Origin of the sequence: Labrys wisconsinensis (assembly GCF_030814995.1) — a bacterium.
GTDB lineage: Bacteria > Pseudomonadota > Alphaproteobacteria > Rhizobiales > Labraceae > Labrys > Labrys wisconsinensis.
Window position 1 is genome coordinate 659,480 of sequence record NZ_JAUSVX010000001.1, and the last position, 23,395, is coordinate 682,874.

Annotated in this window: 26 protein-coding genes; 16 read left to right on the forward strand and 10 right to left on the reverse strand. The window is 71.1% G+C overall.

Annotation, left to right across the window (positions count from 1 at the left end):
- Nucleotides 1-102 precede the first annotated feature (102 nt).
- From QO011_RS02980 to QO011_RS02990, 3 genes are read left to right on the forward strand one after another with little or no spacing between them, the layout of a single operon-like run.
- Nucleotides 103-1,446, forward strand: a complete 1,344-nt coding sequence (locus QO011_RS02980) for an ABC transporter substrate-binding protein (protein ID WP_307267457.1) — start codon at nucleotides 103-105, stop codon at nucleotides 1,444-1,446.
- Nucleotides 1,447-1,463: 17 nt separating this feature from the next.
- Nucleotides 1,464-2,363, forward strand: coding sequence for a carbohydrate ABC transporter permease (locus tag QO011_RS02985; protein WP_307269202.1), 900 nt, complete (start codon nucleotides 1,464-1,466; stop codon nucleotides 2,361-2,363).
- Between the two features lie 10 nt (nucleotides 2,364-2,373).
- Complete coding sequence (locus tag QO011_RS02990; protein ID WP_307267460.1) at nucleotides 2,374-3,192, forward strand: carbohydrate ABC transporter permease; 819 nt, start codon at nucleotides 2,374-2,376, stop codon at nucleotides 3,190-3,192.
- Between the two features lie 65 nt (nucleotides 3,193-3,257).
- Here the strand turns inward: QO011_RS02990 and QO011_RS02995 are convergent, their stop codons facing one another.
- Nucleotides 3,258-3,410 (reverse strand): hypothetical protein, encoded by a 153-nt coding sequence (locus QO011_RS02995; RefSeq protein ID WP_307267462.1) that lies wholly within the window; start codon nucleotides 3,408-3,410, stop codon nucleotides 3,258-3,260.
- A 49-nt stretch (nucleotides 3,411-3,459) separates the two neighbouring features.
- Nucleotides 3,460-4,848, reverse strand: coding sequence for an aminotransferase-like domain-containing protein (locus QO011_RS03000; protein ID WP_307267465.1), 1,389 nt, complete (start codon nucleotides 4,846-4,848; stop codon nucleotides 3,460-3,462).
- Between the two features lie 408 nt (nucleotides 4,849-5,256).
- Here QO011_RS03000 and QO011_RS03005 point away from each other — a divergent pair, with 408 nt between their 5' ends.
- The 13 genes from QO011_RS03005 (at nucleotide 5,257) to QO011_RS03065 (ending at nucleotide 16,065) form a co-directional block, all read left to right on the forward strand.
- Nucleotides 5,257-5,739, forward strand: a complete 483-nt coding sequence (locus tag QO011_RS03005; protein WP_307267467.1) for an MSMEG_0572/Sll0783 family nitrogen starvation response protein — start codon at nucleotides 5,257-5,259, stop codon at nucleotides 5,737-5,739.
- 25 nt (nucleotides 5,740-5,764) lie between these two features.
- The gene (locus QO011_RS03010; RefSeq protein ID WP_307267469.1) at nucleotides 5,765-6,811 is read left to right on the forward strand and encodes a Nit6803 family nitrilase; all 1,047 of its coding nucleotides are present in this window, start codon (nucleotides 5,765-5,767) and stop codon (nucleotides 6,809-6,811) included.
- Nucleotides 6,741-7,868, forward strand: a complete 1,128-nt coding sequence (locus QO011_RS03015; RefSeq protein ID WP_307269204.1) for an MSMEG_0568 family radical SAM protein — start codon at nucleotides 6,741-6,743, stop codon at nucleotides 7,866-7,868. The genes QO011_RS03010 and QO011_RS03015 overlap by 71 nt, the downstream gene beginning before the upstream one ends.
- The gene (locus QO011_RS03020) at nucleotides 7,868-8,404 is read left to right on the forward strand and encodes an MSMEG_0567/Sll0786 family nitrogen starvation N-acetyltransferase (protein ID WP_307267472.1); all 537 of its coding nucleotides are present in this window, start codon (nucleotides 7,868-7,870) and stop codon (nucleotides 8,402-8,404) included. Before QO011_RS03015 ends, QO011_RS03020 begins: the two co-directional genes overlap by 1 nt.
- A complete protein-coding gene (locus QO011_RS03025; protein WP_307267475.1) occupies nucleotides 8,404-9,384 on the forward strand; it encodes a sll0787 family AIR synthase-like protein in 981 nt (326 codons plus the stop codon). Before QO011_RS03020 ends, QO011_RS03025 begins: the two co-directional genes overlap by 1 nt.
- Nucleotides 9,381-10,538: an MSMEG_0565 family glycosyltransferase gene (locus QO011_RS03030; protein ID WP_307267478.1), complete on the forward strand. Its 1,158-nt coding sequence runs from the start codon at nucleotides 9,381-9,383 to the stop codon at nucleotides 10,536-10,538. The genes QO011_RS03025 and QO011_RS03030 overlap by 4 nt, the downstream gene beginning before the upstream one ends.
- Entirely contained in the window at nucleotides 10,531-10,818 is a 288-nt protein-coding gene (locus QO011_RS03035; RefSeq protein ID WP_307267482.1) for an MSMEG_0570 family nitrogen starvation response protein, read from the forward strand. Before QO011_RS03030 ends, QO011_RS03035 begins: the two co-directional genes overlap by 8 nt.
- Nucleotides 10,819-10,829: 11 nt before the next feature.
- Nucleotides 10,830-12,107: an MSMEG_0569 family flavin-dependent oxidoreductase gene (locus tag QO011_RS03040; RefSeq protein WP_307267485.1), complete on the forward strand. Its 1,278-nt coding sequence runs from the start codon at nucleotides 10,830-10,832 to the stop codon at nucleotides 12,105-12,107.
- Between the two features lie 11 nt (nucleotides 12,108-12,118).
- Entirely contained in the window at nucleotides 12,119-13,048 is a 930-nt protein-coding gene (locus tag QO011_RS03045) for a Pnap_2097 family protein (protein WP_307267487.1), read from the forward strand.
- A gap of 72 nt (nucleotides 13,049-13,120) precedes the next feature.
- Nucleotides 13,121-14,074, forward strand: a complete 954-nt coding sequence (locus QO011_RS03050) for a metallophosphoesterase family protein (RefSeq protein ID WP_307267490.1) — start codon at nucleotides 13,121-13,123, stop codon at nucleotides 14,072-14,074.
- A gap of 30 nt (nucleotides 14,075-14,104) precedes the next feature.
- A complete protein-coding gene (locus QO011_RS03055; RefSeq protein WP_307267493.1) occupies nucleotides 14,105-14,470 on the forward strand; it encodes a cupredoxin domain-containing protein in 366 nt (121 codons plus the stop codon).
- Nucleotides 14,471-14,488: 18 nt separating this feature from the next.
- The gene (locus QO011_RS03060; RefSeq protein WP_370881889.1) at nucleotides 14,489-15,283 is read left to right on the forward strand and encodes a sigma-70 family RNA polymerase sigma factor; all 795 of its coding nucleotides are present in this window, start codon (nucleotides 14,489-14,491) and stop codon (nucleotides 15,281-15,283) included.
- The gene (locus QO011_RS03065) at nucleotides 15,280-16,065 is read left to right on the forward strand and encodes an anti-sigma factor family protein (protein WP_307267495.1); all 786 of its coding nucleotides are present in this window, start codon (nucleotides 15,280-15,282) and stop codon (nucleotides 16,063-16,065) included. The genes QO011_RS03060 and QO011_RS03065 overlap by 4 nt, the downstream gene beginning before the upstream one ends.
- Nucleotides 16,066-16,071: 6 nt before the next feature.
- On the opposite strand, the gene QO011_RS03070 is transcribed toward QO011_RS03065, so the two are convergent.
- The 8 genes from QO011_RS03070 to QO011_RS03105 form a co-directional block, all read right to left on the reverse strand.
- The gene (locus tag QO011_RS03070; protein WP_307267498.1) at nucleotides 16,072-16,908 is read right to left on the reverse strand and encodes an FTR1 family iron permease; all 837 of its coding nucleotides are present in this window, start codon (nucleotides 16,906-16,908) and stop codon (nucleotides 16,072-16,074) included.
- Between the two features lie 4 nt (nucleotides 16,909-16,912).
- Nucleotides 16,913-17,269: a cupredoxin domain-containing protein gene (locus QO011_RS03075; RefSeq protein WP_307267501.1), complete on the reverse strand. Its 357-nt coding sequence runs from the start codon at nucleotides 17,267-17,269 to the stop codon at nucleotides 16,913-16,915.
- Nucleotides 17,270-17,406: 137 nt separating this feature from the next.
- Nucleotides 17,407-17,937, reverse strand: a complete 531-nt coding sequence (locus QO011_RS03080; protein WP_307267504.1) for an iron transporter — start codon at nucleotides 17,935-17,937, stop codon at nucleotides 17,407-17,409.
- A 189-nt stretch (nucleotides 17,938-18,126) separates the two neighbouring features.
- A complete protein-coding gene (locus QO011_RS03085; RefSeq protein ID WP_307269209.1) occupies nucleotides 18,127-19,287 on the reverse strand; it encodes an iron-containing alcohol dehydrogenase in 1,161 nt (386 codons plus the stop codon).
- Nucleotides 19,288-19,328: 41 nt separating this feature from the next.
- On the reverse strand, nucleotides 19,329-20,159 hold the full coding sequence (locus QO011_RS03090; protein ID WP_307267506.1) for an ABC transporter permease: 831 nt from the start codon (nucleotides 20,157-20,159) through the stop codon (nucleotides 19,329-19,331).
- Nucleotides 20,159-21,037 carry an ABC transporter permease gene (locus QO011_RS03095; protein WP_307267509.1) on the reverse strand — a complete coding sequence of 293 codons (879 nt, stop codon included), beginning with the start codon at nucleotides 21,035-21,037 and terminating at the stop codon, nucleotides 20,159-20,161. Before QO011_RS03095 ends, QO011_RS03090 begins: the two co-directional genes overlap by 1 nt.
- A 3-nt stretch (nucleotides 21,038-21,040) precedes the next feature.
- On the reverse strand, nucleotides 21,041-22,141 hold the full coding sequence (locus QO011_RS03100) for an ABC transporter ATP-binding protein (RefSeq protein ID WP_307267511.1): 1,101 nt from the start codon (nucleotides 22,139-22,141) through the stop codon (nucleotides 21,041-21,043).
- 64 nt (nucleotides 22,142-22,205) lie between these two features.
- Nucleotides 22,206-23,342, reverse strand: a complete 1,137-nt coding sequence (locus QO011_RS03105; RefSeq protein ID WP_307267514.1) for an ABC transporter substrate-binding protein — start codon at nucleotides 23,340-23,342, stop codon at nucleotides 22,206-22,208.
- Nucleotides 23,343-23,395 lie beyond the last annotated feature (53 nt).

Sequence of the window (23,395 nt, forward strand, 5' to 3'; positions counted from 1 at the left end):
CGTGATCGATTCAACTTGAAGCGATCACGCTTTAGCGCAAGGGGACGGCCGGCGCGCTCCGTCGCGACCGCCGTCCCGAACAAGGGCACGGGAGGGAGCACCATGACCATCGATCTGTCGAGACCCACGCGCCGCCAGGTCCTGGCGGGAAGCGCGGCGCTCGGTGCGGCCTTGGGCGCGGGCCTGGCCGGCGTCGGGCCGGCCGCGGCGGCGGTCGACTGGAAGCGCCATGCCGGCACCACGCTCGAGGTCAACCTGATCAAGAGCCCGCGCGGCGACACCCTGCAGAAATACCAGAAGGAGTTCGAGGAGCTGACCGGCATCAAGGTCAATTCCGAGCAGACGCCGGAGCAGCAGCAGCGCCAGAAGGCGGTGATCGAGCTGACCTCGGGCCGCCCGAGCTTCGACGTCATCCACATCAGCTATCACGTGCAGAAGCGCCAGTTCGAGAAGGCCGGCTGGCTGGCCGATCTCGGCCCCTTCCTGAAGAATCCCGAGCTGACCGACCCCTCGCTGACCGAGAGCGACTTCGCCACCGCCGGGCTCGACTTCGCCAGGGACAGGAACGGGCGCTTCGGCGGCCTGCCCTTCTCCGTCGACTACTGGATCGTCTACTGGAACAAGGAGCTCTTCGCCGCCAAGGGGCTGGAATTCCCCAGGACCTTCGACGAGCTGGTCAAGGCGGCGGAGACGCTCACCGACGCGGACAAGGGCATCTACGGCTTCGTCGCCCGCGGCGCCAAGAACGCCAACACCCCGGTCTGGTCGAGCTTCATGCTCGGCTACGGCAAGAGCGCCATCGGGCCGGACGGGGCGCTGCAGACCGATTCGCCCGAGGCGATCGAGGCCGCCGCCCTCTACCAGCGCCTGATGACCAGGTCGGCGCCGCGCGGCGTCGTCGGCTTCAACTGGGCCGAATGCCAGTCCGCCTTCCTGCAGGGCCGGATCGGCATGTGGTTCGACGGCGTCGGCTTCGCCCCGCCGCTGGAGAACCCGCAGAAGTCCCGGGTGGTCGGCAAGGTCGGCTACAGCGTGGTGCCGAAGGGCCCGGTCGTGCAGGCCGCGCCCACCTTCGGCGACGGCATCGGCGTCACCGAGGCCTCGGCCAAGAAGGAAGCGGCCTATCTCTATTGCCAATGGGCCATCTCCAAGGAGATGGGGGCCCGGCTGCTGCAGGCCGGCGGCGGCGTGCCCTTCCGCAACTCGGTGCTGAACGATCCCGATATCCGCAAGGGCGTCACCATGCCGCCCTCCTGGATCGATGCCGTGGCGGAATCGGGGCCCGTCAGCCAGCTCTGCCTGCCTGTCATCGTGCCGGTCACCGAGTTCCGCGACGTCTTCGGCGTCGGCCTGACCAACCTCATCGGCGGCGGCGATCCGGCCGCGGAGATGAAGAAGGCGACCGAGGCCTTCCGTCCGGTGCTGGCGCGCAGCGAGGCGCCATGAGCGCATCCGCCCCCACCATGGCCGGCGCGGACGCCGCGGCGCACGCGTCGGCCGGCGGGCGGCGGCCGGGCTACTGGCCGTTCATCGTCCCGGCGCTGGTCCTGGTCGGGGCGGTGATCGTCTTCCCCTGGGTCTTCACCCTGTGGATGAGCACACGGGAATGGCAGGTCGGCGGCGCCGACCATGCCGTCTGGCTCGCCAACTATGTCAGGCTGGCGCAGGATGCCCGCTTCCGGGAGGCGATGGGCCACACGCTGGTCTACACCGCGCTTTCGGTGCTGGCGCCGCTGCTGCTCGGCACCGCTGCGGCCCTGGTGTTCGACTCCAGGCTGCCGATGCGCGGGCTGCTGCGCGGCATCTTCGTCATGCCGATGATGGCGACGCCCGTCGCCGTCGCCCTGGTCTGGACCATGATGTTCCATCCCCAGCTCGGCGTGCTCAACTATCTCCTGTCGCTGGTCGGCATCCCGCCCCAGGCCTGGATCTTCGACCAGACCACCGTCATCCCCTCGCTGGTCATGGTCGAGACCTGGCAATGGACGCCGCTCGTCATGCTGATCGTGCTCGGGGGCCTGGCGGCCATGCCGCGCGAGCCGTTCGAGGGCGCCGAGATCGACGGCGCCAACGCCTGGCAGAAGTTCCGCTACATCACCCTGCCGATGATCCTGCCCTTCATGATGGTGGCGGTGATCATCCGTTCGATCGACGCGGTGAAGAGCTTCGACATCATCTATGCCATGACCCAGGGCGGGCCGGGCACGGCGTCGGAGACGATCAACATCTACCTCTACAACGTCGCCTTCGCCTATTACGACATCGGCTACGGCTCGGCGATCGCGGTGGTGTTCTTCGCCATCGTCGTCGCCATGGCGCTGGTGCTGCTGCACCTGCGCCAGCGTGCCCGGTGGAACGCCTGAGGGGCCGCCTATGATCCTGCGCCGCCTCCTCCGCCATCTCGGCACCGCCTTCCTCGTCCTGGTGGTGGTGTCGCCGGCGCTGCTGTTCTTCCTCTGGATGCTGTCGCTGTCGCTGAAATACGAGATCGACAACGGCGCCTATCCGCCGATCCTGATCCCCGAGACCTTCGCCTGGTCGAACTATGCCGACGTCTTCGCCGCCAACGACTTCCTGCTCTATTTCTGGAACAGCCTGATCGTCACCGGCTCGGCGACGCTGCTCGCCCTGATCGTCGGCGTGCCCGCCGGCTACGGCATCGCCCGCGTCAAGGCCGACAAGGCCGCCATGGTGATCATGATCGCGCGCATGACGCCGGGCCTGTCCTTCCTGATCCCGATGTTCCTCCTGTTCCAGGCGCTCGGCCTGCTCGGCACGCTCTGGCCGCAGATCATCATCCATCTCGTCGTCACCGTGCCGATCGTCATCTGGATCATGATCGGCTATTTCGAGACGACGCCCCTGGAGCTGGAGGAGGCGGCGATGATCGACGGGGCGACGCGCTGGCAGGTCTTCCGCCGCGTGGCCCTGCCGATCGCCAGGCCCGGCATCGTGGTGTCGCTGATCCTGGCGGTGATCTTCTCCTGGAACAATTTCGTCTTCGGCATCGTGCTCGCCAGCCGCGAGACGCGCACCCTGCCGGTCGCGGTCTACAACATGCTGTCCTTCGAGCAGGTGAGCTGGGGCCCGCTCGCCGCCGCGGCCCTGATCGTGACGCTGCCGGTGCTGCTGCTGACCCTGTTCGCCCAGCGCCAGATCGTCGCCGGGCTCACGGCGGGGGCGGTGAAGTAGCGCCCGGAGGGCGGGGCGGGCGCGGCGATGACGGAACGGTTGCGACTGAGTCGATTCCGGGCACGTCACCCACCACCGTCATGGCCGGGCTTGACCCGGCCATCCACGCGCACACGACGGAGGCCTTGCTTGCCGTACGGCCGACCACCGCCTTTTTCATCACCGCCGGTGGTCGCGTAGATGGCCGGGTCAAGCCCGGCCATGACGGTGAGGTTCAAGCGCGATGATGATCGCCCGAACCCGCACGGGAGCCGCCCGCCGCCCCCCCTACAGCACGGTCGAGGCCAGCGCCGGCGATTCCGTCAGGGCGTGGGCGATGAATTCCAGCGCGTGGCGGATGGCGGGCCGGCCGGTCGGGCCGCCGAGGCAGATGCGCACCGCTTCGGGCGGCGGGCCCTCGACGGTGAAGGCGTCGCTGGCGACCACGCCGATGCCGGTGCCGCGCATCTGGCCGATGAAGGCAGAGCGGGTCCAGCCCTCCGGCAGCGGCACCCAGATGTTGAAGCTCAGGGGATCGGCCCGGAAGCTGTCCGGCGGCAGGATCTCGCGGGCCAGCACCTGGCGGGCCGCCGTCTCGGCGCGGATGAAGCGCAGGATCGCCTCGGCCGTGCCGTCCTCGATCCAGCGCGTCGCCAGCGCCACGGTCAGCGGCGAGGCCATGACGGTGGCGGCCCGCACCGCCGCGGCGAAGGGCCAGCCCGAGCGCGCATCCGGCGCCACGACATAGGCGGCGCGCATGCCGGCGCCGATGCATTTGGCCAGGCCCGCGACGTGCCAGGTGATGTCGGGCGCCAGGGCGGCGAAGGGCGCCGGGCCGTGCGGCGGGATGAAGCCGTAGGCATCGTCCTCGACGATCGGGATGCGGCAGCGCCGGGCGACCGCCGCGATCTCGGCCCGCCGGCGCTCGGGCACGGTCAGCGTCGTCGGGTTCTGCAGCGTCGGATTGAGATAGAGCCCCTTCGGCGCGAGGCGTGTGCAAGCCTGTGCCAGGGCGTCGGGATCGATGCCGTCCGCATCCATCGGCAGGCCGACCAGGGCGATGCCGAGCTGGGCGGCGATCGAGCGCGCCCCGGGATAGGTGATCGCCTCGCTGAGGATCACCTCGCCGGGCTTGGCCAGCAGGCCGAAGATGCCGAGCAGCGCGGGATGGGCGCCGGGCGAGACGAAGATGCGCTCCTGCGCCGGCACCAGCGCCCGCCGCCCCAGCCAGGCGGAGGCCGCGTCCTTGTCGGCCGGCGCGCCGCCGAACCCCTGGTAGCGCAGCAGGGAGACGAGGTCGCGGCCGACCGCCTCCAGGCCCGCCCGCATGCGCTCGAGCAGCGCCGGGTCGTCCGGCTCGGGCGGCAGGTTCATCGACAGGTCGACGACCTCCGGCCGGCGCAGGGCCGGCGCCCCCAGCCGGTCCGGCTTTGCCAGCGCCAGGACATAGGTGCCCTGCCCGACGCGGGATTCGATCAGGCCGCGCTTCTGCGCCTCGGTATAGCCGCGCGCCACGGTGGTGAAGTCGAGATCCAGGCGCTGCGCCAGCTTGCGCTGCGGGGGCAACCGGTCGCCGGCCGTGAGCCGTCCGCTGCGCATGTCGGCAGCGATCAGGTCGGCGATGGCGAGGTAGCGGGGCCTGTCGCTGCTGGCGAGGTCTGGAATCCAGTCGTTCATGGGCCGGGTTGATACAAATCCGAGGAGCGACAACATGCCGAATCTAGCTTGCCGCGAGCCGACTTGTCACCTCGCTCGCCGCGATGCGGAGTCGTTTCCGCTCGATCGATAATTGACTGCATATTGAATGCATTTTTACGCCAAAGCAAGGCGCGGGAAGGAAGCCGTCCGCGCGGATCAAAAATCATCTCGCCTGTGGACAAGTTAGCCCAATTTTGCGGCACCATGGCGCGAAAGCTACCACGCCACACCAACTGTCGACACTCGTTGGCGCGAAAGGCGACTGTATAATTGAATGCACTTCCATCGATTCAGCAACTTTGCCTGGCGAGCATTGATTGGCACATTGATTGCACATTCTCCATCACCGGCAGCGCGCCGCGGCCGTCCAGCCAGGAGAGATGACACATGCCAGCCGTCACCAAGCCCGCGCATGAGAAGGGCGATTATTTCGTCGACTATGAGGAGAAGCTGTTCGAGGACGTGAAGGCCGAGCCGGGCGAGAAGGCGCTCGTCACCTTCCACACCGTCGCCTTCGAGGGCTCGATCGGCTTCGTCAACCTGCTGCAGGCCACGCGCCTGAAGCGCAAGGGCTTCGAGACCTCGGTGCTGCTCTACGGCCCAGGCGTCACGCTCGGCGTGCAGCGCGGCTTCCCCAAGCTCGGCGACGAGGCCTTTCCCGGCCACATGAACTTCAACAACCAGATCGTCAAGTTCATCGAGGAGGGCGGCAAGGTCTATGCCTGCCGTTTCGCGCTCCAGGCGCTCTACGGCCATGGCGAGCCCTCGCTCATCCCCGGCATCCGCCCGATCAGCCCCCTCGACGTGCTCGACCTCATCCTGCTCCACCGCAAGGCCAACGCCTTCATCCTCGACACCTGGACCGTCTGAGCCGGCCCGGCGGGAGGCACATCCGATGACGGAGCCAGCAACGATCCGCGTCGCGGCCGTGCAGATCGCGCCGGACCTGGAGACGCGGACCGGCACGGTCGACCGCGTCCTCGCCGCCATCGCCGAGGCGGCGGGCAAGGGCGCAGAGCTCGTGGTCTTCCCCGAGACCTTCGTGCCCTGGTACCCCTATTTCTCCTTCGTGCACCCGCCGGTCCTGACCGGCGGGGAGCATGTCCGGCTCTACGAGGACGCCGTCGTCGTGCCCGGGCCAGTGACGCAAGCCGTGGCGGAGGCGGCGCGCCGCCACGGCATCGTCGTGGTGCTCGGCGTCAACGAGCGCGACCACGGCTCGCTCTACAACGCCCAGCTGGTGTTCGATGCCACCGGCGAGCTCAAGCTGAAGCGGCGCAAGATCACGCCGACCTTCCACGAGCGCATGATCTGGGGCCAGGGCGACGGCGCCGGCCTGAAAGTGGTCGACACCGCCGTCGGCCGCATCGGCGCCCTCGCCTGCTGGGAGCACTACAACCCCCTCGCCCGCTACGCCCTGATGGCCCAGCACGAGGAGATCCATGTCGCCCAGTTTCCGGGCTCGCTGGTCGGCCCGATCTTTGCCGACCAGATCGAGGTGACGATCCGCCACCACGCCCTGGAGAGCGGCTGCTTCGTCGTCAACGCCACGGGCTGGCTGACCGAAGCGCAGATCGCCAGGATCTCGCCCGAGGAGAAGCTGCGCAAGGCGCTGACCGGGGGCTGCATGACGGCGATCGTCTCGCCGGAGGGCAAGCACGTGGTGCCGCCGCTGACCCAGGGCGAGGGCATCCTCATCGCCGACCTCGACATGGGCCTGATCGTCAAGCGCAAGCGGATGATGGATTCGGTCGGCCACTACGCCCGGCCCGAGCTGCTGAGCCTCGTTCTCGACAACCGGCCGACCGCCGCCATGCACGCGGCGGCGCCGTCCTTCCCCGTCCTCTCCGGGAGCCCGACCGATGAAGCCGATGATGCCGACCGCCCTGCCGACCGAGGAACTGATCAACGAGTTGCAGTCCTTCGGGGCGCGCCTCGTTGACCCCGGGGCCGGGGCCGACAGCCGGCGCGGCGGCGCCGGGCCGTCCGACCACAAGGCCCTGACCATCGACGGCATGACCGTGATGGTGCCTGTGCACACCGCGCCGGCCTTCCAGAGCCCCTATCTCGTGGAGCGGCCGGACGCTTTCGGCCGCAGCCGGGTGCTGCGCGAGGGCCTGCCCATCGGCAATGTCTCCTTCCCGCAGCAGCCGAAATTCTACGGCCTCAAGACCGCCGACGGCATCCCCTATTCCCGGATCGCGGTGCTGCACGGGCGCGACGTCCTCGCCACCACCGTGCTGCAGACCTGCGTGCGTTATCGCAGCCGCACCAAGACCTGCCAGTTCTGCGCCATCGGCCAGTCGCTCGCCGCCGGCCGCACCGTCGAGCGCAAGACGCCGGCCCAGCTCGCCGAGGTGGCCGAGGCGGCGGTCCGGCTCGACGGCGTCCGGCACATGGTGATGACCACGGGCACGCCGCCCGGCAAGGACCGCGGCGCCGCCATCCTGGCCGAGAGCGCCGCCGCGGTGAAGGCGGCGGTCGACCTGCCGATCCAGGTGCAATGCGAGCCGCCAGACGACGACGCCTGGTTCGCCTGCCTGCGCGACGCCGGCGCCGACGCGCTCGGCATGCATCTCGAAGCGGTGACCGAGCCGGTGCGCCGGCGCATCATGCCGGGCAAGGCGCAGGTGCCGGTGACGCGCTATTTCGAGGCCTTCCGGGCGGCGGTGCCGGTCTTCGGCCGCGGCCAGGTCTCCACCTATATCCTCGCCGGCCTCGGCGACGGCATCGAGGACATCCTCGCCGCCTGCGAGCGCCTGGTGGCGATCGGCGTCTATCCCTTCGTCGTGCCCTTCGTGCCGATCTCCGGCACGCCGCTCGAGGGCCATCCGACGCCGCCGGCCCCCTTCATGCACGCCATCCTGCAGCCGCTGGCCGGGATGCTGGCCGCGGCGGGCCTGCGGTCCCTCGACGTCAAGGCCGGCTGCGCCAAATGCGGCGCCTGCTCGGCCCTGTCCACCTATGAGCGCGGCCAGACCGGGAGAGGATGCGCCTGATGTTCGAGCCCTTCGCCCCCTTCGTCCCCAGCGGCTTCCAGGTCAAGGTCGCGGTCGAGCCCTGGGAACGGGCCGCCGCCGCCCGCCTGCGCCGGCAGGTCTTCTGCGAGGAGCAGGCCCTGTTCGCCGGCGACGACCGCGACGCCGTGGACGACGTCGCCATTCCCCTCGTCGCCGTGTCGCTGTTCGGCGTCGCCGCCGACGCCGTGGTCGGCACGGTGCGCATCCACGAGGCGGAGCCGGGCCTCTGGTGGGGCTCGCGGCTGGCCGTCGCCCCCGAATGCCGCAAGGTCGGCGCGCTCGGCGCCGCCCTGATCCGCCTCGCCGTCTCCTCGGCTCACGCCCGCGGCTGCACGCGCTTTCTCGCCCATGTCCAGAGCCAGAACGCGCCGCTGTTCCAGCGGCTGCATTGGCGCACGCTGGCCGAGATCGAGCTGCATGGCCGGCCGCACCACCACATGCAGGCCGACCTCGCCTTCTATCCGCCCTTCGCCGCGCCGGAGACCGGCTTCCTCGCCCTGCGCAGGGCCGCGTGATGGGCACCGGGCCGGACCTCTCCCGCCTCGCCGCGGCGCTGCGCGCCGATCCCGGCCTCGCGGCCAAGGCCGATATCGGCCTGGCGACGGGCCGGCTCGGCCTCTCCGGCGCGGGCATGGTGCCGGTCGGCGACGACTGCGCCGCCATCCCCGACGGCGCGGGCTACCTGCTCTTTGCCATGGAAGGCTTCATCAACCGCTTCGTCGCCGCCGACCCCTGGTTCGCCGGCTGGTGCGCCGTCATGGTCAACCTCTCCGACATCGCCGCCATGGGCGGGCGGGCGATCGCCGTCACCGATGCGGTCTGGGCGGAAGGCGCCGGCCAGGCCGAGCCGATCCTGGCCGGCATGCGCGCCGCGGCCGAGCGCTTCGGCGTGCCGATCGTCGGCGGCCACACCAACCTGCGCACCGACCGGGCCCAGCTCTCCGCCGCCGTGCTCGGCCGGGCGCGGCGGCTACTGACCAGCTTCGACGCCCGCCCCGGAGACCGCCTGGTCATGGCGGTCGACCTGCGCGGGCGTTATCGCGAGCCCTTCTCCAACTGGGAGGCGGCGACGGACGCGCCGGCCGAGCGGCTGCGCGGCGACCTGGAGCTGCTGCCGCGCATCGCCGAGGCCGGGCTGTCGCGCGCCGCCAAGGACATCAGCCAGGGCGGGGTGGTCGGCACATCAGCCATGCTGGCGGAATGTTCGGGCGTCGCCATCACCATCGACGTCGGCGCCGTTCCCAAGCCCGAGGGCGTGGCGCTCGAGCGCTGGCTGACGAGCTTCCCGAGCTACGGCTATCTCCTCGCCGTCGCGCCCGGCGACATCGCCACCGTGACCGGCCTGTTCGCCGAGCGTGGCATCGACGCGGCCGAGGTCGGCGCCGTCGCCGCGGGCAGCGGCGTGGCGATCACCGACGGCATCCACACCGAAACCATCCGGGATCCGCGCCGGGCGCCGCTGCTGGGCTGCGGCCCGCGGGAGGCGGCAGCATGACCCGGCCCCTGCGCATCGCCATCCTCGCCCATTCGACCAATCCGCGCGGCGGCGTCGTGCACGCGCTCGGGCTCGGCGACGCCCTGGCGCGCCTCGGCCACGACGTGGTCGTCCACGCGCCGGACCCCAGGGGCATCGGCTTCTTCCGCCCCACCCTGTGCGCCACCGCCGGGGTGCCGGCACGGCCGGCCGGGCCGGACACCGCCGACATGGTCGAGATCCGGGCCGAGGACTATGTCCGCTATTTCGAGGATCCCACCCGGCGCGGCTTCGACCTCTACCATGCCCAGGACGGCATCTCCGGCAATGCCCTGGCGACGCTGCGGCAACGCGGCCTCCTCGCGCGCTTCGCCCGCACCGTGCATCATGTCGACGCCTTCGCCGATGCCAGGCTCGCCGCCCTGCAGCGCCGCGCCATTCTCGCCGCCGACCAGCTCTTCGTCGTCAGCGCGCTGTGGCGCGAGCATCTCAGCCAGCGCTTCGGCCGCGACTCGATCCCGGTCGGCAACGGCGTCGACCGGGCCTGCTTCCGCCCGGCGCCGGACGGACGCGAGGACGCGCTGCGCCGGCGGCTGAGCCTCGGCGCCGGACCGGTGCTGCTCGCCGTCGGCGGCATCGAGGAGCGCAAGAACACGATCCGCATCCTCCAGGCCTTCGTCGAGGCCCGGCGCATCCACCCCTCCGCCCAGCTCGTCGTCGCCGGCGGGGCCTCGCTGCTCGACCACGGCGCCTACCAGGCCCGTTTCGCCGAGGCGCTCGACGCCAGCGGCCTGCCGGCCTCGGCCGTCATCGTCGCCGGCCCGATCGAGCAGGCCGACATGCCGGCGCTCTACCGCGTCGCCGACGTCCTCGCCTTCCCGTCGATCCGGGAGGGCTTCGGCCTGGTCGTGCTCGAAGCCATGGCGAGCGGCATGCCGGTCGTCACCGCCAAGATCCCACCTTTCACCGAGCATCTCGGCGAGGACGAAGTGGTGTGGTGCGATCCGCATGCGCCCGCCTCCATCGCCAACGCGGTGCTGGCGGCGCTGGCCGAGCCCTTGCGTAGCCGGCTCATCACCCGGGGATTCGACGTGGCCGCCCGCCACGACTGGCAGCGCACCGCCGCCGCGCATATCGAGGCCTATGAGCGCCTGGCGGAGGCCGCCCATGCCTGAGATGCGCTTTCATATCCGCTGGCCCGACGGCACCGCGGAGAGCTGCTACTCCCCCTCGCTGGTGGTGAGGGAGCACCTGACACCCGGCGAGAGCTACCCGCTCGCCGATTTCCTCGCCCGCGTCAGCACCGCCCTCACCATCGCCAGCGAGCGGGTCGCCGCCCGCTACGGCTTCGCCTGCTCGCGCGCGCTCGGCCAGCTCGCGCGGCTGGAGGCGGCAGGCCGAGCCTTTGCCCAGGATCCGGACGCCCGCGTCCGGGTCGAGTCCTTCGACGCTTGACGGAGCACGCCATGACCTCACCCGCCCCCCGCCAGATCGAGGTCGCCGTGGTCGGCGGCGGCCAGGCAGGCCTGTCCATCAGCCATCATCTCGTCCGGCGCGGCATCGACCACCTCGTGTTCGAAAAGCACGCCGCCATGCATGTCTGGCGCACGCGGCGCTGGGATTCCTTCTGCCTGGTCACGCCCAACTGGCAATGCCAGCTCCCAGGCCATCCCTATGCCGGCCCCGACCCCGACGGCTTCATGAAGAAGGACGAGATCCTCGCCTATCTCGCCGGCTTCCGCGCCTCCTTCGACCCGCCGCTGCGCGAGGGTGTCGCCGTGACCCGCGTCGCCCCGCGGCCGGGCGGCGGCTTCGACGTCGCCACCTCGGACGGCGCCTATGTCGCCGGCCAGGTCGTGGTCGCCTCCGGCGGCTACAGCGAGCCGGTGATCCCGCGCCTGGCCGAGCGCATCCCCGCCGCGGTGCTGCAGCTCCATTCCGAGCAATACCGCAACCCGCAATCCCTGCCCGAGGGCGCGGTGCTGGTCGTCGGCTCCGGCCAGTCCGGCGCGCAGATCGCCGAGGACCTGCATCTCGCCGGCCGACAGGTCCATCTCGCCGTCGGCAATGCGCCGCGCTGCGCCCGCTTCTACCGCGGCCGCGACGTCGTCACCTGGCTCGCCGACATGGGCTATTACGACATGCCGGTGGAGCAGCATCCCCTGCGCGAAGGCGTGCGCGACAACACCAACCATTACGTCACCGGCCGCGACGGCGGGCGCGACATCGACCTGCGCCGCTTCGCCCGCGAGGGGATGCGCCTCCACGGCGCGCTCGAAAGCCTCGCCGGCACGCATCTGACCTTCGCGCCGAACCTGCGCGCCGCGCTCGACGAGGCCGACCGGATCTACAACGCCATCAACGCCTCGATCGACCGGCACATCGCCGAAAGGGGCATCGCCGCCCCGCCGCCCTCGGTCTACACGCCGGTCTGGCAGCCCGCAGAGGAGGAAGGCCGCAGCCTCGATCTCGCCGCTGCCGGCATCGCCGCCATCGTCTGGTGCATCGGCTTCCGCCCGGATTTCCGCTGGCTCGACGCGCCGGTGTTCAACGGCGCCGGCCAGCCCCGGCATGTCCGCGGCGTCACGGCGGAGCGGGGCCTCTATTTCCTCGGCCTGCCCTGGCTGCACACCTGGGGCTCCGGCCGTTTCTCCAGCGTCGCCCGCGACGCCCTTCACCTCGCCGACCGCATCGAGGCGGTCAGGCACGCCGCCGCGCCGCACGACCTCGCCGTCGCCGTCTGAGGGGAGCGGCCGTGAACCACATCGTCAGGCTCGACGAGGCCCGCGCGCCTCGATCGCCGGCGTCCATGCCGGAGAGCATCGTGCTCGGCATGCCGCATCTGACCGCGAGCGGGCTCTCCGAGGGCTGGCTGCTGCGCGAGCTCGGGCACCGGCACTGGCTCCTGCTCGCCGCCATGGCCGGCATGGCCGTTCCCGACTTCCGCGACACGGACGGCGAGCCCGTCTACGCCGCCTTCTCCGCCCTGTCGATCCGGGACACCGCCTTCGGCGAGGCCCGGGAGAACGACGTCCTGACGCTGTCCTCCGAGATCGCGCGGGTGTCGCGCACACAGGTCATGAGCCGGCATCGGCTCGCGCTGCAGGACCGCCCGATCGGCACGGTCGAGCTGGTCTCGGCCTTCGTGCGGCGCGCCGCGGGCGGCGGCAACCATGCGGTGGCGCGGGTCGCGCTCGGCGGGCTGCCGCCGGTCGAGCCCGGCGCCGCGCCCGGCGGCCTCGCCGCCCTCGCCGCCGCCTTCCGCCACGGGCGGGTCGGCGCGCATCTCGGCTTCGCCCTCGGCCGCATCGCCGCGCTGGCGCAGGCCACGTTCGATCCCTGCCCGAGCCAGGACTTCAACGGCGCCGGCTTTCTCTACTTCACCAGCTTCCTCGCCTTCGTCGATCGGGCGGAATGGCGCTTTGCCCGCGAGCGCGCCCTTTCGGCCGCCACCATCCGGCGCGATGTCTTCTTCCGCGGCAATGCCGATCCCGGCGAGACCATCCGGGTGGTGCTGCTGGACGAGCGGCCGCTGCCGGGCGCCTTCGCCCATCGCTGCCGCATCGAGCGCTGCGGCGACGGCGCGGTCATCGCCGACCTGTTCTCGATCCGGCGCTCGCCCGACGCCGCCCCGGCAGACGGCCGGCGGAAATTTTTCGAAGGCCCCGCGCGCCGGCGGGAATAAATCCGGCCGCCGGCCGGTCTGGATCGGTGTGGGGCGGCGCTCGCCCGCCCGAAGCACAGACCGGAGGCGACCATGGACGGATCCCACGACACGCCGATGCTGGACGAGGACGGCATCGACCGCCGCGGCTTTCTCGAATGCATGACCTGGGCCGGCACCGGCGTCCTGTGGACGCTGGCAGGCGGCCTGCCGCAGGCGATGGGCCTCGGCAAGGCGCTGGCGGCCGAGGCTGCGACGCCCTTCACCTTCCTGCAGATCAGCGACAGCCACGTCGGCTTCGACAAGCCGGCCAACCCCGACGCGCGGGCGACGCTGCGCGAGGCGATCGCCAGGATCAAGGCGCTGCCGACGAAGCCCGCCTTCATGATCCACACCGGCGACATCAGCCATCTCTCCAAGGACCAGGAGTTCGACGATGCCGACCAGCTCATCAAGGAGGCCGGCATCCCCGTGTTCTACGTGCCCGGCGAGCACGACCTGCTCGACGACCAGCAGGGCAAGGCCTATCTCGACCGCTACGGCAAGGGCAGCCGCGGCGCCGGCTGGTTCAGCTTCGACCACCAGGGCGTCCACTATGTCGGCCTCGTCAACGTCGTGAACCTCAAGGCCGGCGGGCTCGGCAATCTCGGCGCCGAGCAGCTGCAATGGCTGGAGAACGACGTCGCCGGCCTCGCCTCCTCGACGCCGATCGTGGTGTTCGCCCATATCCCGCTGTGGACGGTCTATCCCGACTGGGGCTGGGGCACGGCCGACGGCGCCCAGGCCCTCGCCCTGCTCAAGCGCTTCGGCTCGGTGACCGTGCTCAACGGGCACATTCACCAGGTGATGCAGAAGGTGGAGGGCAACGTCGCCTTCCACACCGCGCGCTCGACCGCCTTCCCGCAGCCGGCGCCGGGCACGGCGCCCTCGCCCGGGCCGATGAAGGTGCCGGCGGGCGAGCTGGCCAGCCATCTCGGCATCGCCACCGTCGACTTCGTGCGCGGCGACCAGCCGCTCGCCATCGTCGACCGGCCGCTGGCCGGCTGAGCTCCAGCCCTTTCGAGAAGGACGATCCTGATGACGATCTCCCCCCTCGCCGGCGCGGTCCTGCGCGGCCTCGCCGGCCTGGCGGCGCTCGCCGCCGCGCCCGCCCTCGCCGGTGAGACGGCCGCCGCAGCGCCCGCGGCCGTCACCGTGACCATCGACAATTTCAGCTTCACCCCCGCCGTGGCGACGGTCACGCCCGGCACCACCGTGACCTGGGTCAACCACGACGACATCCCCCATACCGTGGTGGAGACGGACAAGGCTTTCCGCTCCAAGGCGCTCGACACCGACGACCGTTTCTCCTTCACCTTCACCACGCCGGGCGACTACGCCTATTTCTGCTCCTTGCATCCGCACATGACCGGGAAGATCATCGTCCGGCCGGGAGCGGGCTGAGCCCGGTTCGGGACGACCATGACAGGACGCGGCACCGTGTGGCAGCAGGCGGACGGCTTCGGGATCGCCGCCGTGCCTCTCCGGGCGCGGCCGCTCGCCGCCCGCGTCCGCCGATGGTTCGCCGCCCGCGTCCGCCGATGGTTCGCCGCCCTGCTGCGGCGCGCGGCCGCGACGGCGCTTCCGGCGCCGGTCGGCGGCAGCCTGGCGTGGCCCGCCGAAGCCGTCTCGCCCGCCGGGCGGGCGCCCGCGGCCGGCCGTCCGGCCGCGGCGGAGCGCTTCCAGGCGCTGGTGCTGCCCCATCTCGATGCGGCCCACAACCTGGCGCGCTTCCTGGCCAGGGATGCCGATGCGGCCGAGGACATCGTGCAGGACGCCTTCCTCCGCGCCTTCCGCAGCTTCGACGATTTCCGCGGCGGCAGCCCGCGTGCCTGGATCCTGGCCATCGTCCGCAATTGCCACCACACCTGGCGCGCGGCGCGCCGGCGCGATCCCGGCCCCTGGCCCGAAGGCGCCGCCGGCCCGGCCGGCGACGAGATCGACGGCGAGACGCCGGCCGAGATCGCCTCGCGCGAGGACACGCCCGAGGCCGCCCTGCTGCGCCGCAGCGAGGCCGAGGCGGTCCGGGCCGTGCTGGAGACCCTGCCCGAGCCCTTCCGCGAGGTGCTGGTGCTGCGCGACCTGGAGGACCTCAGCTATCGCGAGATCGCCGAGGTGGCGGACCTGCCGATCGGCACGGTGATGTCGCGGCTCGCCCGCGCCCGCACGCTGTTCGCGGCCCGCTGGCGCGGCGCCGGCCCGGAGGATGCGGCATGACCGGGCGCCCGTGCCCCGACTGGGAGATCCTGCTGCACGGCTTCATCGACGGCGAGCTCGATGCCGCCCACGCCCTGCGCTGCGAGCAGCACCTCGCAGAATGTGCCGGCTGCACCGCCGCCGTGCGCGACCTGCAGGCCCTGCGGCGCACCATCGGACAGGAGGGCGTCCGCTGGCCCGCGCCGGAGAGCCTCAGGCGGAGCGTCCTCGCCGCCGTCGCCCGGGAGACGCAGGCAAGCCCGGCGCCCCGATCACGGCCCTTCCTGTCCTTGCGCGGGGCATCCGGCGCGCTCGGGCGCTGGAGCCTCGTGCCCTCCCTGGCAGTGCTCGCCGCCGCGCTCGTCCTGGTGCTCGCCTCGCCGCGACAGGGGCCGGGACTGACGGACGAGCTCGTCGCCGGCCACGTCCGCTCGCTGCTCGCCAGCCACCTGACCGACGTCGCCACCTCCGACCAGCACACGGTGAAGCCGTGGTTCGGCGGCAAGGTCGACTTCTCCCCGCCGGTGGTCGACCTCGCCGCCCGCGGCTTCCCGCTGATCGGCGGCCGGGTCGACTATATCGGCGGCCGCGTCGTCGCCGCCCTGATCTACCGGCGCAACGGCCACGTCATCAATCTCTTCGTCTGGCCGGCCTCGGGAGGCGCGGCGACGGCCCTGGCGCGGGAAGGCTACAACCTGGTCAACTGGACCCAGGCCGGGCTGACCTTCTGGGCCGTCTCCGACCTCAATGCCGTCGAGCTCCGGGAATTCCAGGAGGACTTTGCCGAGGCGACGCCGAAATGAGCGGGCTCAGCCCGGCCCGGCGGCGGAGCGGCGCCCGCCCGCGCCGCGCGAGGCGGCCGCCATCAGGACGAGCATGACCGCCACGACCGCGCCATAGGCGACAAGCTCCATGCCCGTCGGCCGGTCGATATAGCCGATCAGCGTGTGCAGGATGCGGCCGACCAGGCTGTCCTGGGACAGGAGGCCGGACGTGTCCCAGACCGCGTCCGACCAGGCATCGAGCCAGCCGCCCTGCTGCAGGAAGTCGACCGCCTGGGCGGCGAGCCCGGCGGCCAGCAGCGTGATCAGCGTCGTCAGCGTGGCGAAAAGGTAGCGCAGCGGGATGGCGATCAGGCCGAGATAGAGCAGGGCCGACACGAGCGCCCCGGCGACGATGCCGAGCGCGCCGCCGATGACGATGTCGCCGGCCGTGACGCCGCCGGCGGCGGCGACCCCGTAGAGGAACAGCACCACCTCCGAGCCCTCGCGCAGCACCGCGACGCCGCACACCACCGCCAGGGCCGCGAGCGGCCGGCGGCCCGCCGCGACGTCCGCGCCCACCGCCTTCAGCTCGCGGGCGAGGTCGCGGCCGTGGCGCGCCATCCAGGCATTGTGCCAGCACAGCATCGCCACCGCGACCAGCAGCACCGCGGCGTTCAGCGTCTCCTGGCCGGCCCCCTCGAACAGGTTGGCGATGCGGCCGGCGAACAGCGCCAGCAGGCAGGCGCCGAGGACGCCGGCGACGAGGCCGAGGCCGATCCAGGCGCCGCGGCCGGGCAGGCCGCGGGTGGCGGCGAGCACGACGCCGACCACCAGCCCGGCCTCGAGCACCTCGCGGAAGACGATGATCAGGGCGGCCAGCATCGGGCTACTCCGCGATCACCACGCCCTGCGCCGTCTCCGCATGGAACTCGCCCATGAAGGGATAGCGGCCGGGATCGAGCGCCCGCAGGCGCACCACGCCTTCGCTGCCGCCGCCGATCACCTTCTCGACCTTGAGCGCGGTGGAATCGAACTCGTCGGCCGTGGCGTCCTGGTTCCTGACCAGGAGCTGTGCGCGCTTGCCGGCGGGGACGTGGATCTCGGCCGGGGTGAAGCGATGGTCCTTCAGCACGACCTCGACCTGGCCGTCGGCATTGGTGGGCGTGTAGGCGGGCGAGCCCGCCAGGGCGCCGGCCGGCAGCACCAGCGCCAGCAGCAGGATCGAACGGCGGATACGGGACATAGGCGGATCTCCGGAGCAAGGCCCCGCGGCCGCAGCCATTGGGCGGCGGCTCGCGGAACCGGTCGAGGCCGTTGGGACGCGAGGCCGTCCGGCCGCGTCGGCGGGCGCTCGGACGGCCTGCGCGGGACGGGGCCAGATCAGTCGGGCTTGGCCTTGCTCGGGTACTGGAAGGTCCAGGACACGGTGACGGGCTTCCACCACTCGGGAACGCCGGTCTCCTTGTCGACGTGGCGGATGAAGCCGTTGGACGACGGCGGCTCGACCACATAGGTCGCCTTGTACTCGCCAGGGCCGGCCATGGCGAAGTTGTTGGCATAGTGCGGCCCGTCGCCCGCCTCCATCGGCGCCAGCACCTTGGCCTCCTTGTACTTGGCGCCGACCTTCTCGACCGTCAGCCGGACGGTGCAATAGGGAATCCAGGCGTCCTCGGGAAAGCCGTGCGCCTCGCCCTTGGCGGCGTGGATGTCGATCTCGATATGGACGGCCTTGGGGTCCATCGACATGCCCGCGGGGTGGCGGTCCATCTCGATGCCGGTCAGGTAGGCCGGAGAGAACTGCATGCCCTCCTCCGTGACCGGCTCGCCCATGTAGAATTCGGTGGCGTGAGCCGCGGTGGCGGCCAGCAGAGATCCGGCCACGACCGTGACCGCCTGCAGCATCTTGAGCATTGGTGTTCCTGCGGGCTGAAGACGACAGGTGCGCGCCTGCCATCGGAGATCAGCCCCCCGCGCATTCCGATACCGAAGCGGCCGAAGCAATGCAAGAACGAATACGAGGAATATTGCTTCGAATTGCCAACCTATATTTGAGTTTTACAAATTCCAAACTGTGCAAATACTATTCAACCACACCAACCGCTACAGCCGGCCGGCAATGGCGGCATCGAGCAGGACGGCGAGGTTGTCCGGCCCGAGCGGGACCGGATTGCCGCCGGCGCAGGGGTCGGCCAGCGCCATGGCGACGACCCGGTCGCGGTCGATATCGGCGAGCCCGATCGCGGCGAGAGAGGGCGGCAGGCCGATCTCGGCGCGCAGCGACACCAGCCAGTCGATGACCGTGCCGCCGTCCCGGCCCGGCAGGTCGAGCAGGCGGGCGATGTCGGCCAGCCTCGGCTCGATCGCCGGCCGGTTGAAGGCGACGACATAGGGCATCAGCACCGCGTTGAGGAGGCCGTGATGGGTGTCGTGCAGCGCGCCGAGCGGATGGGCCAGCGCGTGCACGGCGCCGAGCCCCTTCTGCAGGGCGACGCAGCCCATGCCGGAGGCGATCAGCATCTGCGCCCGCGCCTCCAGGTCGCTCCCGACGGCGACGGCCCGCGGCAGCCAGTCCTTGATCAGCCGCAGCGCGTTGAGCGCGATGCCGTCGGCCAGCGGATGGAAGCGCGGCGCCGAATAGGCTTCCAGCGCATGGGACAGCGCGTCCATGCCCGTCGCCGCGGTGATCGGCGCCGGCAGGCCGACCGTCAGCTCCGGGTCCATGATCACCGTATCGGGCATCATGCGCGGATGGAACACGATGACCTTGCGCGCCTCCTCCTCGTGGGTGATCACCGAGGCGCGGCCGAGCTCGGAGCCGGTGCCGGCCGTGGTCGGCACCGCCACCACCGGGATCAGCCGGCTGGTGTCGACGCGCCGCCAGTTGTCGCCGACATCCTCGAAGTCCCAGATCGGCCGGGCCTGCGTCGCCATCAGCGCGATCGCCTTGGCGGCGTCGAGGGCGCTGCCGCCGCCGAAGGCGACGACGAGGTCGTGGCCGCCCGCCTTCAGCGCGGCGACGCCCTCGGCGACGTTGCCCCCCGTCGGGTTCGGCTTGACCTCCGCGAACAGCGCCGCCGGCATGCCGGCCTGCTCCAGGGCGCGCAGGATCGCCGCCGTCATCGGCAGCCGCGCCAGGCCCCGGTCCGTCACCAGCAGCGGCCGCGAGGCGCCGCAGGCGGCGATGGCCTGGGGCAGCTCCCGGATCCGTCCGGCGCCGAAGCGCACGGGGGTGGGAAAGCTCCAGTCGGCGGCGGCAGGCAGGATGCTCACGGGAAATCCTCGGCAGGATGGAACGGGGACGGTCAGGCGCCGCCGGCGCGGCGGGTGCGGCGCTCGGCCCGCCGCCGCACGATGTCGGCCAGCACGACCAGGACCAGGGCGGGCACGAAATTGAGCGTGGCGAGCGCCGGATAGATCGGCGAGGAGCCGACGGCGATGCCGCTGTAGACGAAGGTCGGCAGGGTGCGCACCGTGCCGGCCAGGCTGTAGGAAATGTAGAAATTCCCCCAGGACAGGAGGAAGGCGAAGGTCGCGGCCGAGAAGATGCCGGGCCAGAGCAGCGGGAAGGTGACCTCGCGGAACACCTCCCAGCCGCTGGCGCCGGCATCGCGCGCCGCGTCCTCCAGCGTCTCGTCGAAGCCGTAGACCTGCACGGCGACGATCACCAGGGCGAAGGGCGTGACGTAGACGATGTGGCCGACGATCATGGTCGGCAGACCCATGGAGAAGCCGAGCCACTGCCCGAGCAGCGAGAACCACAGGAGCATGACCACGCCGAGCAGGAGCTGCGGGAACAGCAGCGGCGCGAAGGTCACCGCCCGGAACGCCTGCTGGAAGCGGAAGCGGTAGCGGATCCAGGCGAGCGCCCCGCCCGTGCCCAGGACGCTCACGAACAGGGTCGAGACCAGCGCCAGGATCGCCGAGTTGGCCAGGGCGGGCAGGAAGTCGGGCTTGCGCAGGAGCTCGCCGTACCAGGCGAACGAGAGCCCCTCGATCGGCAGCGTCAGCATGCGGCTGTCGGTGAAGGAGAACACCACCAGCGTCACGATCGGCACGTAGAGGAACACCAGCATCAGCGCCACGGAGCCGACCAGCAGCGTGTCGACGATCGTGCCCTTCAGGCGATCCGTCATCAGGCCGCCTCCCCTGCCTGCCGGCGCACCGAGCGCATCGCCACCAGCGCCGCGGCGAGCAGCGACAGCGCGCCGATCACGATCAGCACCAGCGTGAGCGCGGCGCCGAGCGGCCAGTTCACCCGCGTCTCGAAGCTCTGGCGGATCAGCTCGGCCGCCATCGGCGCGTTGCCGCCGCCCATCACCTTCGGCTCCAGGAACACGCCGAGGCTGAGCACGAAGACCAGGACCGCCCCGGCATAGAGGCCCGGGCGCGACAAAGGCAGCGTCACCTCCAGGAAGGTGCGCAGGCGCGAGGCGCCGGCATCATAGGCCGCCAGCTGCAGGTCCCGGTCGATCCGCACCAGCGAGAGATAGATCGTGAACAGGGGATAGACGGCGAGGTTGTAGACCATGCCGACCAGCGTGGCCGCCGGCGTGAACAGGAGGTTCAGCGCTTCCGGCCCGGCGCCGAGGCGCTCGAGCCCGAAATTGAGCACGCCGTTCCTGTCGAGGACGAGGATCCAGCCGAAGGTCTTCAGCACCGCATCGGTCAGGAAGGCGAAGGTGATCAGGATCTTGACGTGGTTCTGCAGCCTGGCGAGCCGCGTCGCCAGGGCATAGGCCACGGGATAGGCGATGACGAGGCACAGGGCGACGCAGGCGAGCGCCATGCCCACCGTCCGCGCCATGATGATCCAGTAGTGCGGCTTGCCGAACACCTCTGCCCAGACTGCGAGGTCCCAGGTCCAGGCAAGACGGTAATATCGCGTGGTCTGGAAGCTGAGCACCACCGTCATGGCCAGGGGCACGAGGAAGAAGAACAGCATCAGCAGCGCCAGCGGCACCGTCGCGGCGAGGAGCACGGGGTCGCGCCAGCTGCGGGTCTCGATCCGCATCGCCTAGGCCCCGAGCAGGAAGGCGTCGGCGGGGTCGAAGCCGACCCGCACGGCGTCGCCGACCGCGGCCGGCAGGTTCGGCGTGCCGGCGAGCTCCATCACCACCGCCGCCTCGTGCCCGGGCACGCGGATGCGGTACTGGATCGACGCGCCCTTGACGAAATATTCCTCCACCGTCCCGGCCAGCGTGCAGGCGCGGGCGCCATCCGCGCCGACGAAGCGCATCGCCTCCGGCCGCACGAGGAGCACCGCGCCGCCCGCCGCGGCACCGTCCGCCATCTGCCCGGGCGAGAGCGTCGCCTCGGCGGCGAGGACCGGCGAGGCGCAGGAGACGCCGCCGTCCGCCCGCCGCGCCGTCGAGACCGGGAACAGGTTGGTGTCGCCGATGAAGCCGGCGACGAAGGCGTCGACCGGGCGGTAGTAGATCTCGCCCGGCGTGCCGACCTGGACGACGCGGCCGCCGCGCATCACGCAGATGCGGTCGGCCAGCATCATCGCCTCCTCCAGGTCGTGCGTGACCAGGACGAAGCTGGTGCCGAGGTTGCGGTGCAGGTTCTTCAGCTCGCCCTGCAGCGACTTCTTCAGCTTGGCGTCGAGCGCGCTCATCGGCTCGTCGAGCAGCAGCACCGCGGGCTTGGACACCAGGGCGCGGGCGAGGGCGACGCGCTGCTGCTCGCCGCCGGAAAGCTGCGCCGGGAAGCGGTCGAGATAGGCGGGATCCAGATGCATCAGCCGCAGCATCCCGGCGACCCGCGCCTCGCTCTCGGCGCGGGCGACCTTGGCGAGCTTGAGCGGGAAGGCGATGTTGTCGCGCACGCTCTTGTGCGGGAACAGGGCCAGGCGCTGGAACACCATGCGCGTCGGCCGCGCCGCCGCGGGAACGCCGGCCATGTCGGCGCCGCGGATGCGCAGGCCGCCCCGGCTCGGCGCCTCGAACCCCGCCAGGATCTTCAGCAACGTCGTCTTGCCGCAGCCCGACGGGCCGACGAGCGCCACGAACTCGCCCGTGCCCACGTCGAGCGACACGCCGTGCAGCGCCCGGAACGGGCCGTAGTCCTTGACGATGGCGGAGGCTTCGATGATGGGGCTCGGCAAGTCGGGCATGCCTTCCGGGTGGTGCGGCCTGGGGAGAAGGCCCGCGCCCGAGCGGACGCGGGCCGCGGCGGCGTCAGCGGGCGGCAAGCTCTTCCTGCCAGATCGCCAGCATGTCGTCGATATTGGGCGCGATGGTGTGGAACTGGCTGTTGTCCCAGGCCGTCCACATGTAGTCCATTTGCAGCGCCTTCTTCTGCTCGGGCGTGAACAGCGCCTCGGCCTTGCTGTTGGGCACGAGGTTGCAGGTCGCCTCGGTGATGGCGAGCTTCACCGCGACCTCGGGCGAGACGATATATTTCAGGAACTCGGCCGCGCCGGCGGAATTGCGGCCATTGTCGATGAGGCCGGTCGCCTCCATCCAGATGATGCCCTGCTTCAGCCCGCCCTGGGGCTCGGGGACAATCGACTGGAGATAGTCGTGGCCGGCCACGCGCAGGGAGGAGGTGCAGTAGGTGCCGCCGCCGATCAGGGCCCGGAAGGAGCCGTCGATCAGGCCTTTCTGGGCGATGGCGAGATCGCCGACGATGGCGCGGGTGTTCTTGAACGCGGCGCGCAGGACCTTCCGCACCTCGTCCAGCGCCGGCTTGTCCAGCGGCTGGTACGGATTGACCCCGGCATGCAGCGCCAGCGGCATGATCGGCCAGTCGCCCCAGTCGAGCAGGCAGATCTTGTCCTTGTAGGCGGCGTCGAACACCGGCGCGTAGCTGCGCCAGGTCTCCAGCTTGTCGAACTTGGTGTTGACCGTCGGCCCCACCCAGCCCCATCGGGTCGGCAGGCCGGTCGCCTTGCCTTCGAACTGCAGCGGCCCGAAGGGCGCACGGAACTGCGGATAGAACTCGGCGTACTGGGCCGAGAAATCCTTGTCGTCGAGGAAGCGGCAGATGCCGGCCGGGCCCATCCGCGCGACCCAGGGGCTGTCGGAGGAGACGAGGTCGAAGTCGCGATAGGCGCCGGCCGCGAGCTTGGCGAAGCCGCCGGCCGAATCGGTGATCAGGTCGACCGCGATCGCCGCGTCGTGGGCCTTCTGGAAGGGATCGAGGATCGCCGGGGCGTTGTAGCCCTCCCAGCACATGTAGCGGATGGACTCGGCGGCCCGGGCGCGGCCGGGCACGAGGCCGCCGGCGGCGAGGGCGGCGCCGGCGCCGAGGCCCTTCAGCAGGCTGCGGCGGGAGATCGGGCTCGACGGCCCGGGTCTTGTCGTGGTGCTCATGGCAGGATTCCTCTGGGTTGGCCCGCTCTTGCCGGCGGGCGTTGCGAATGGCG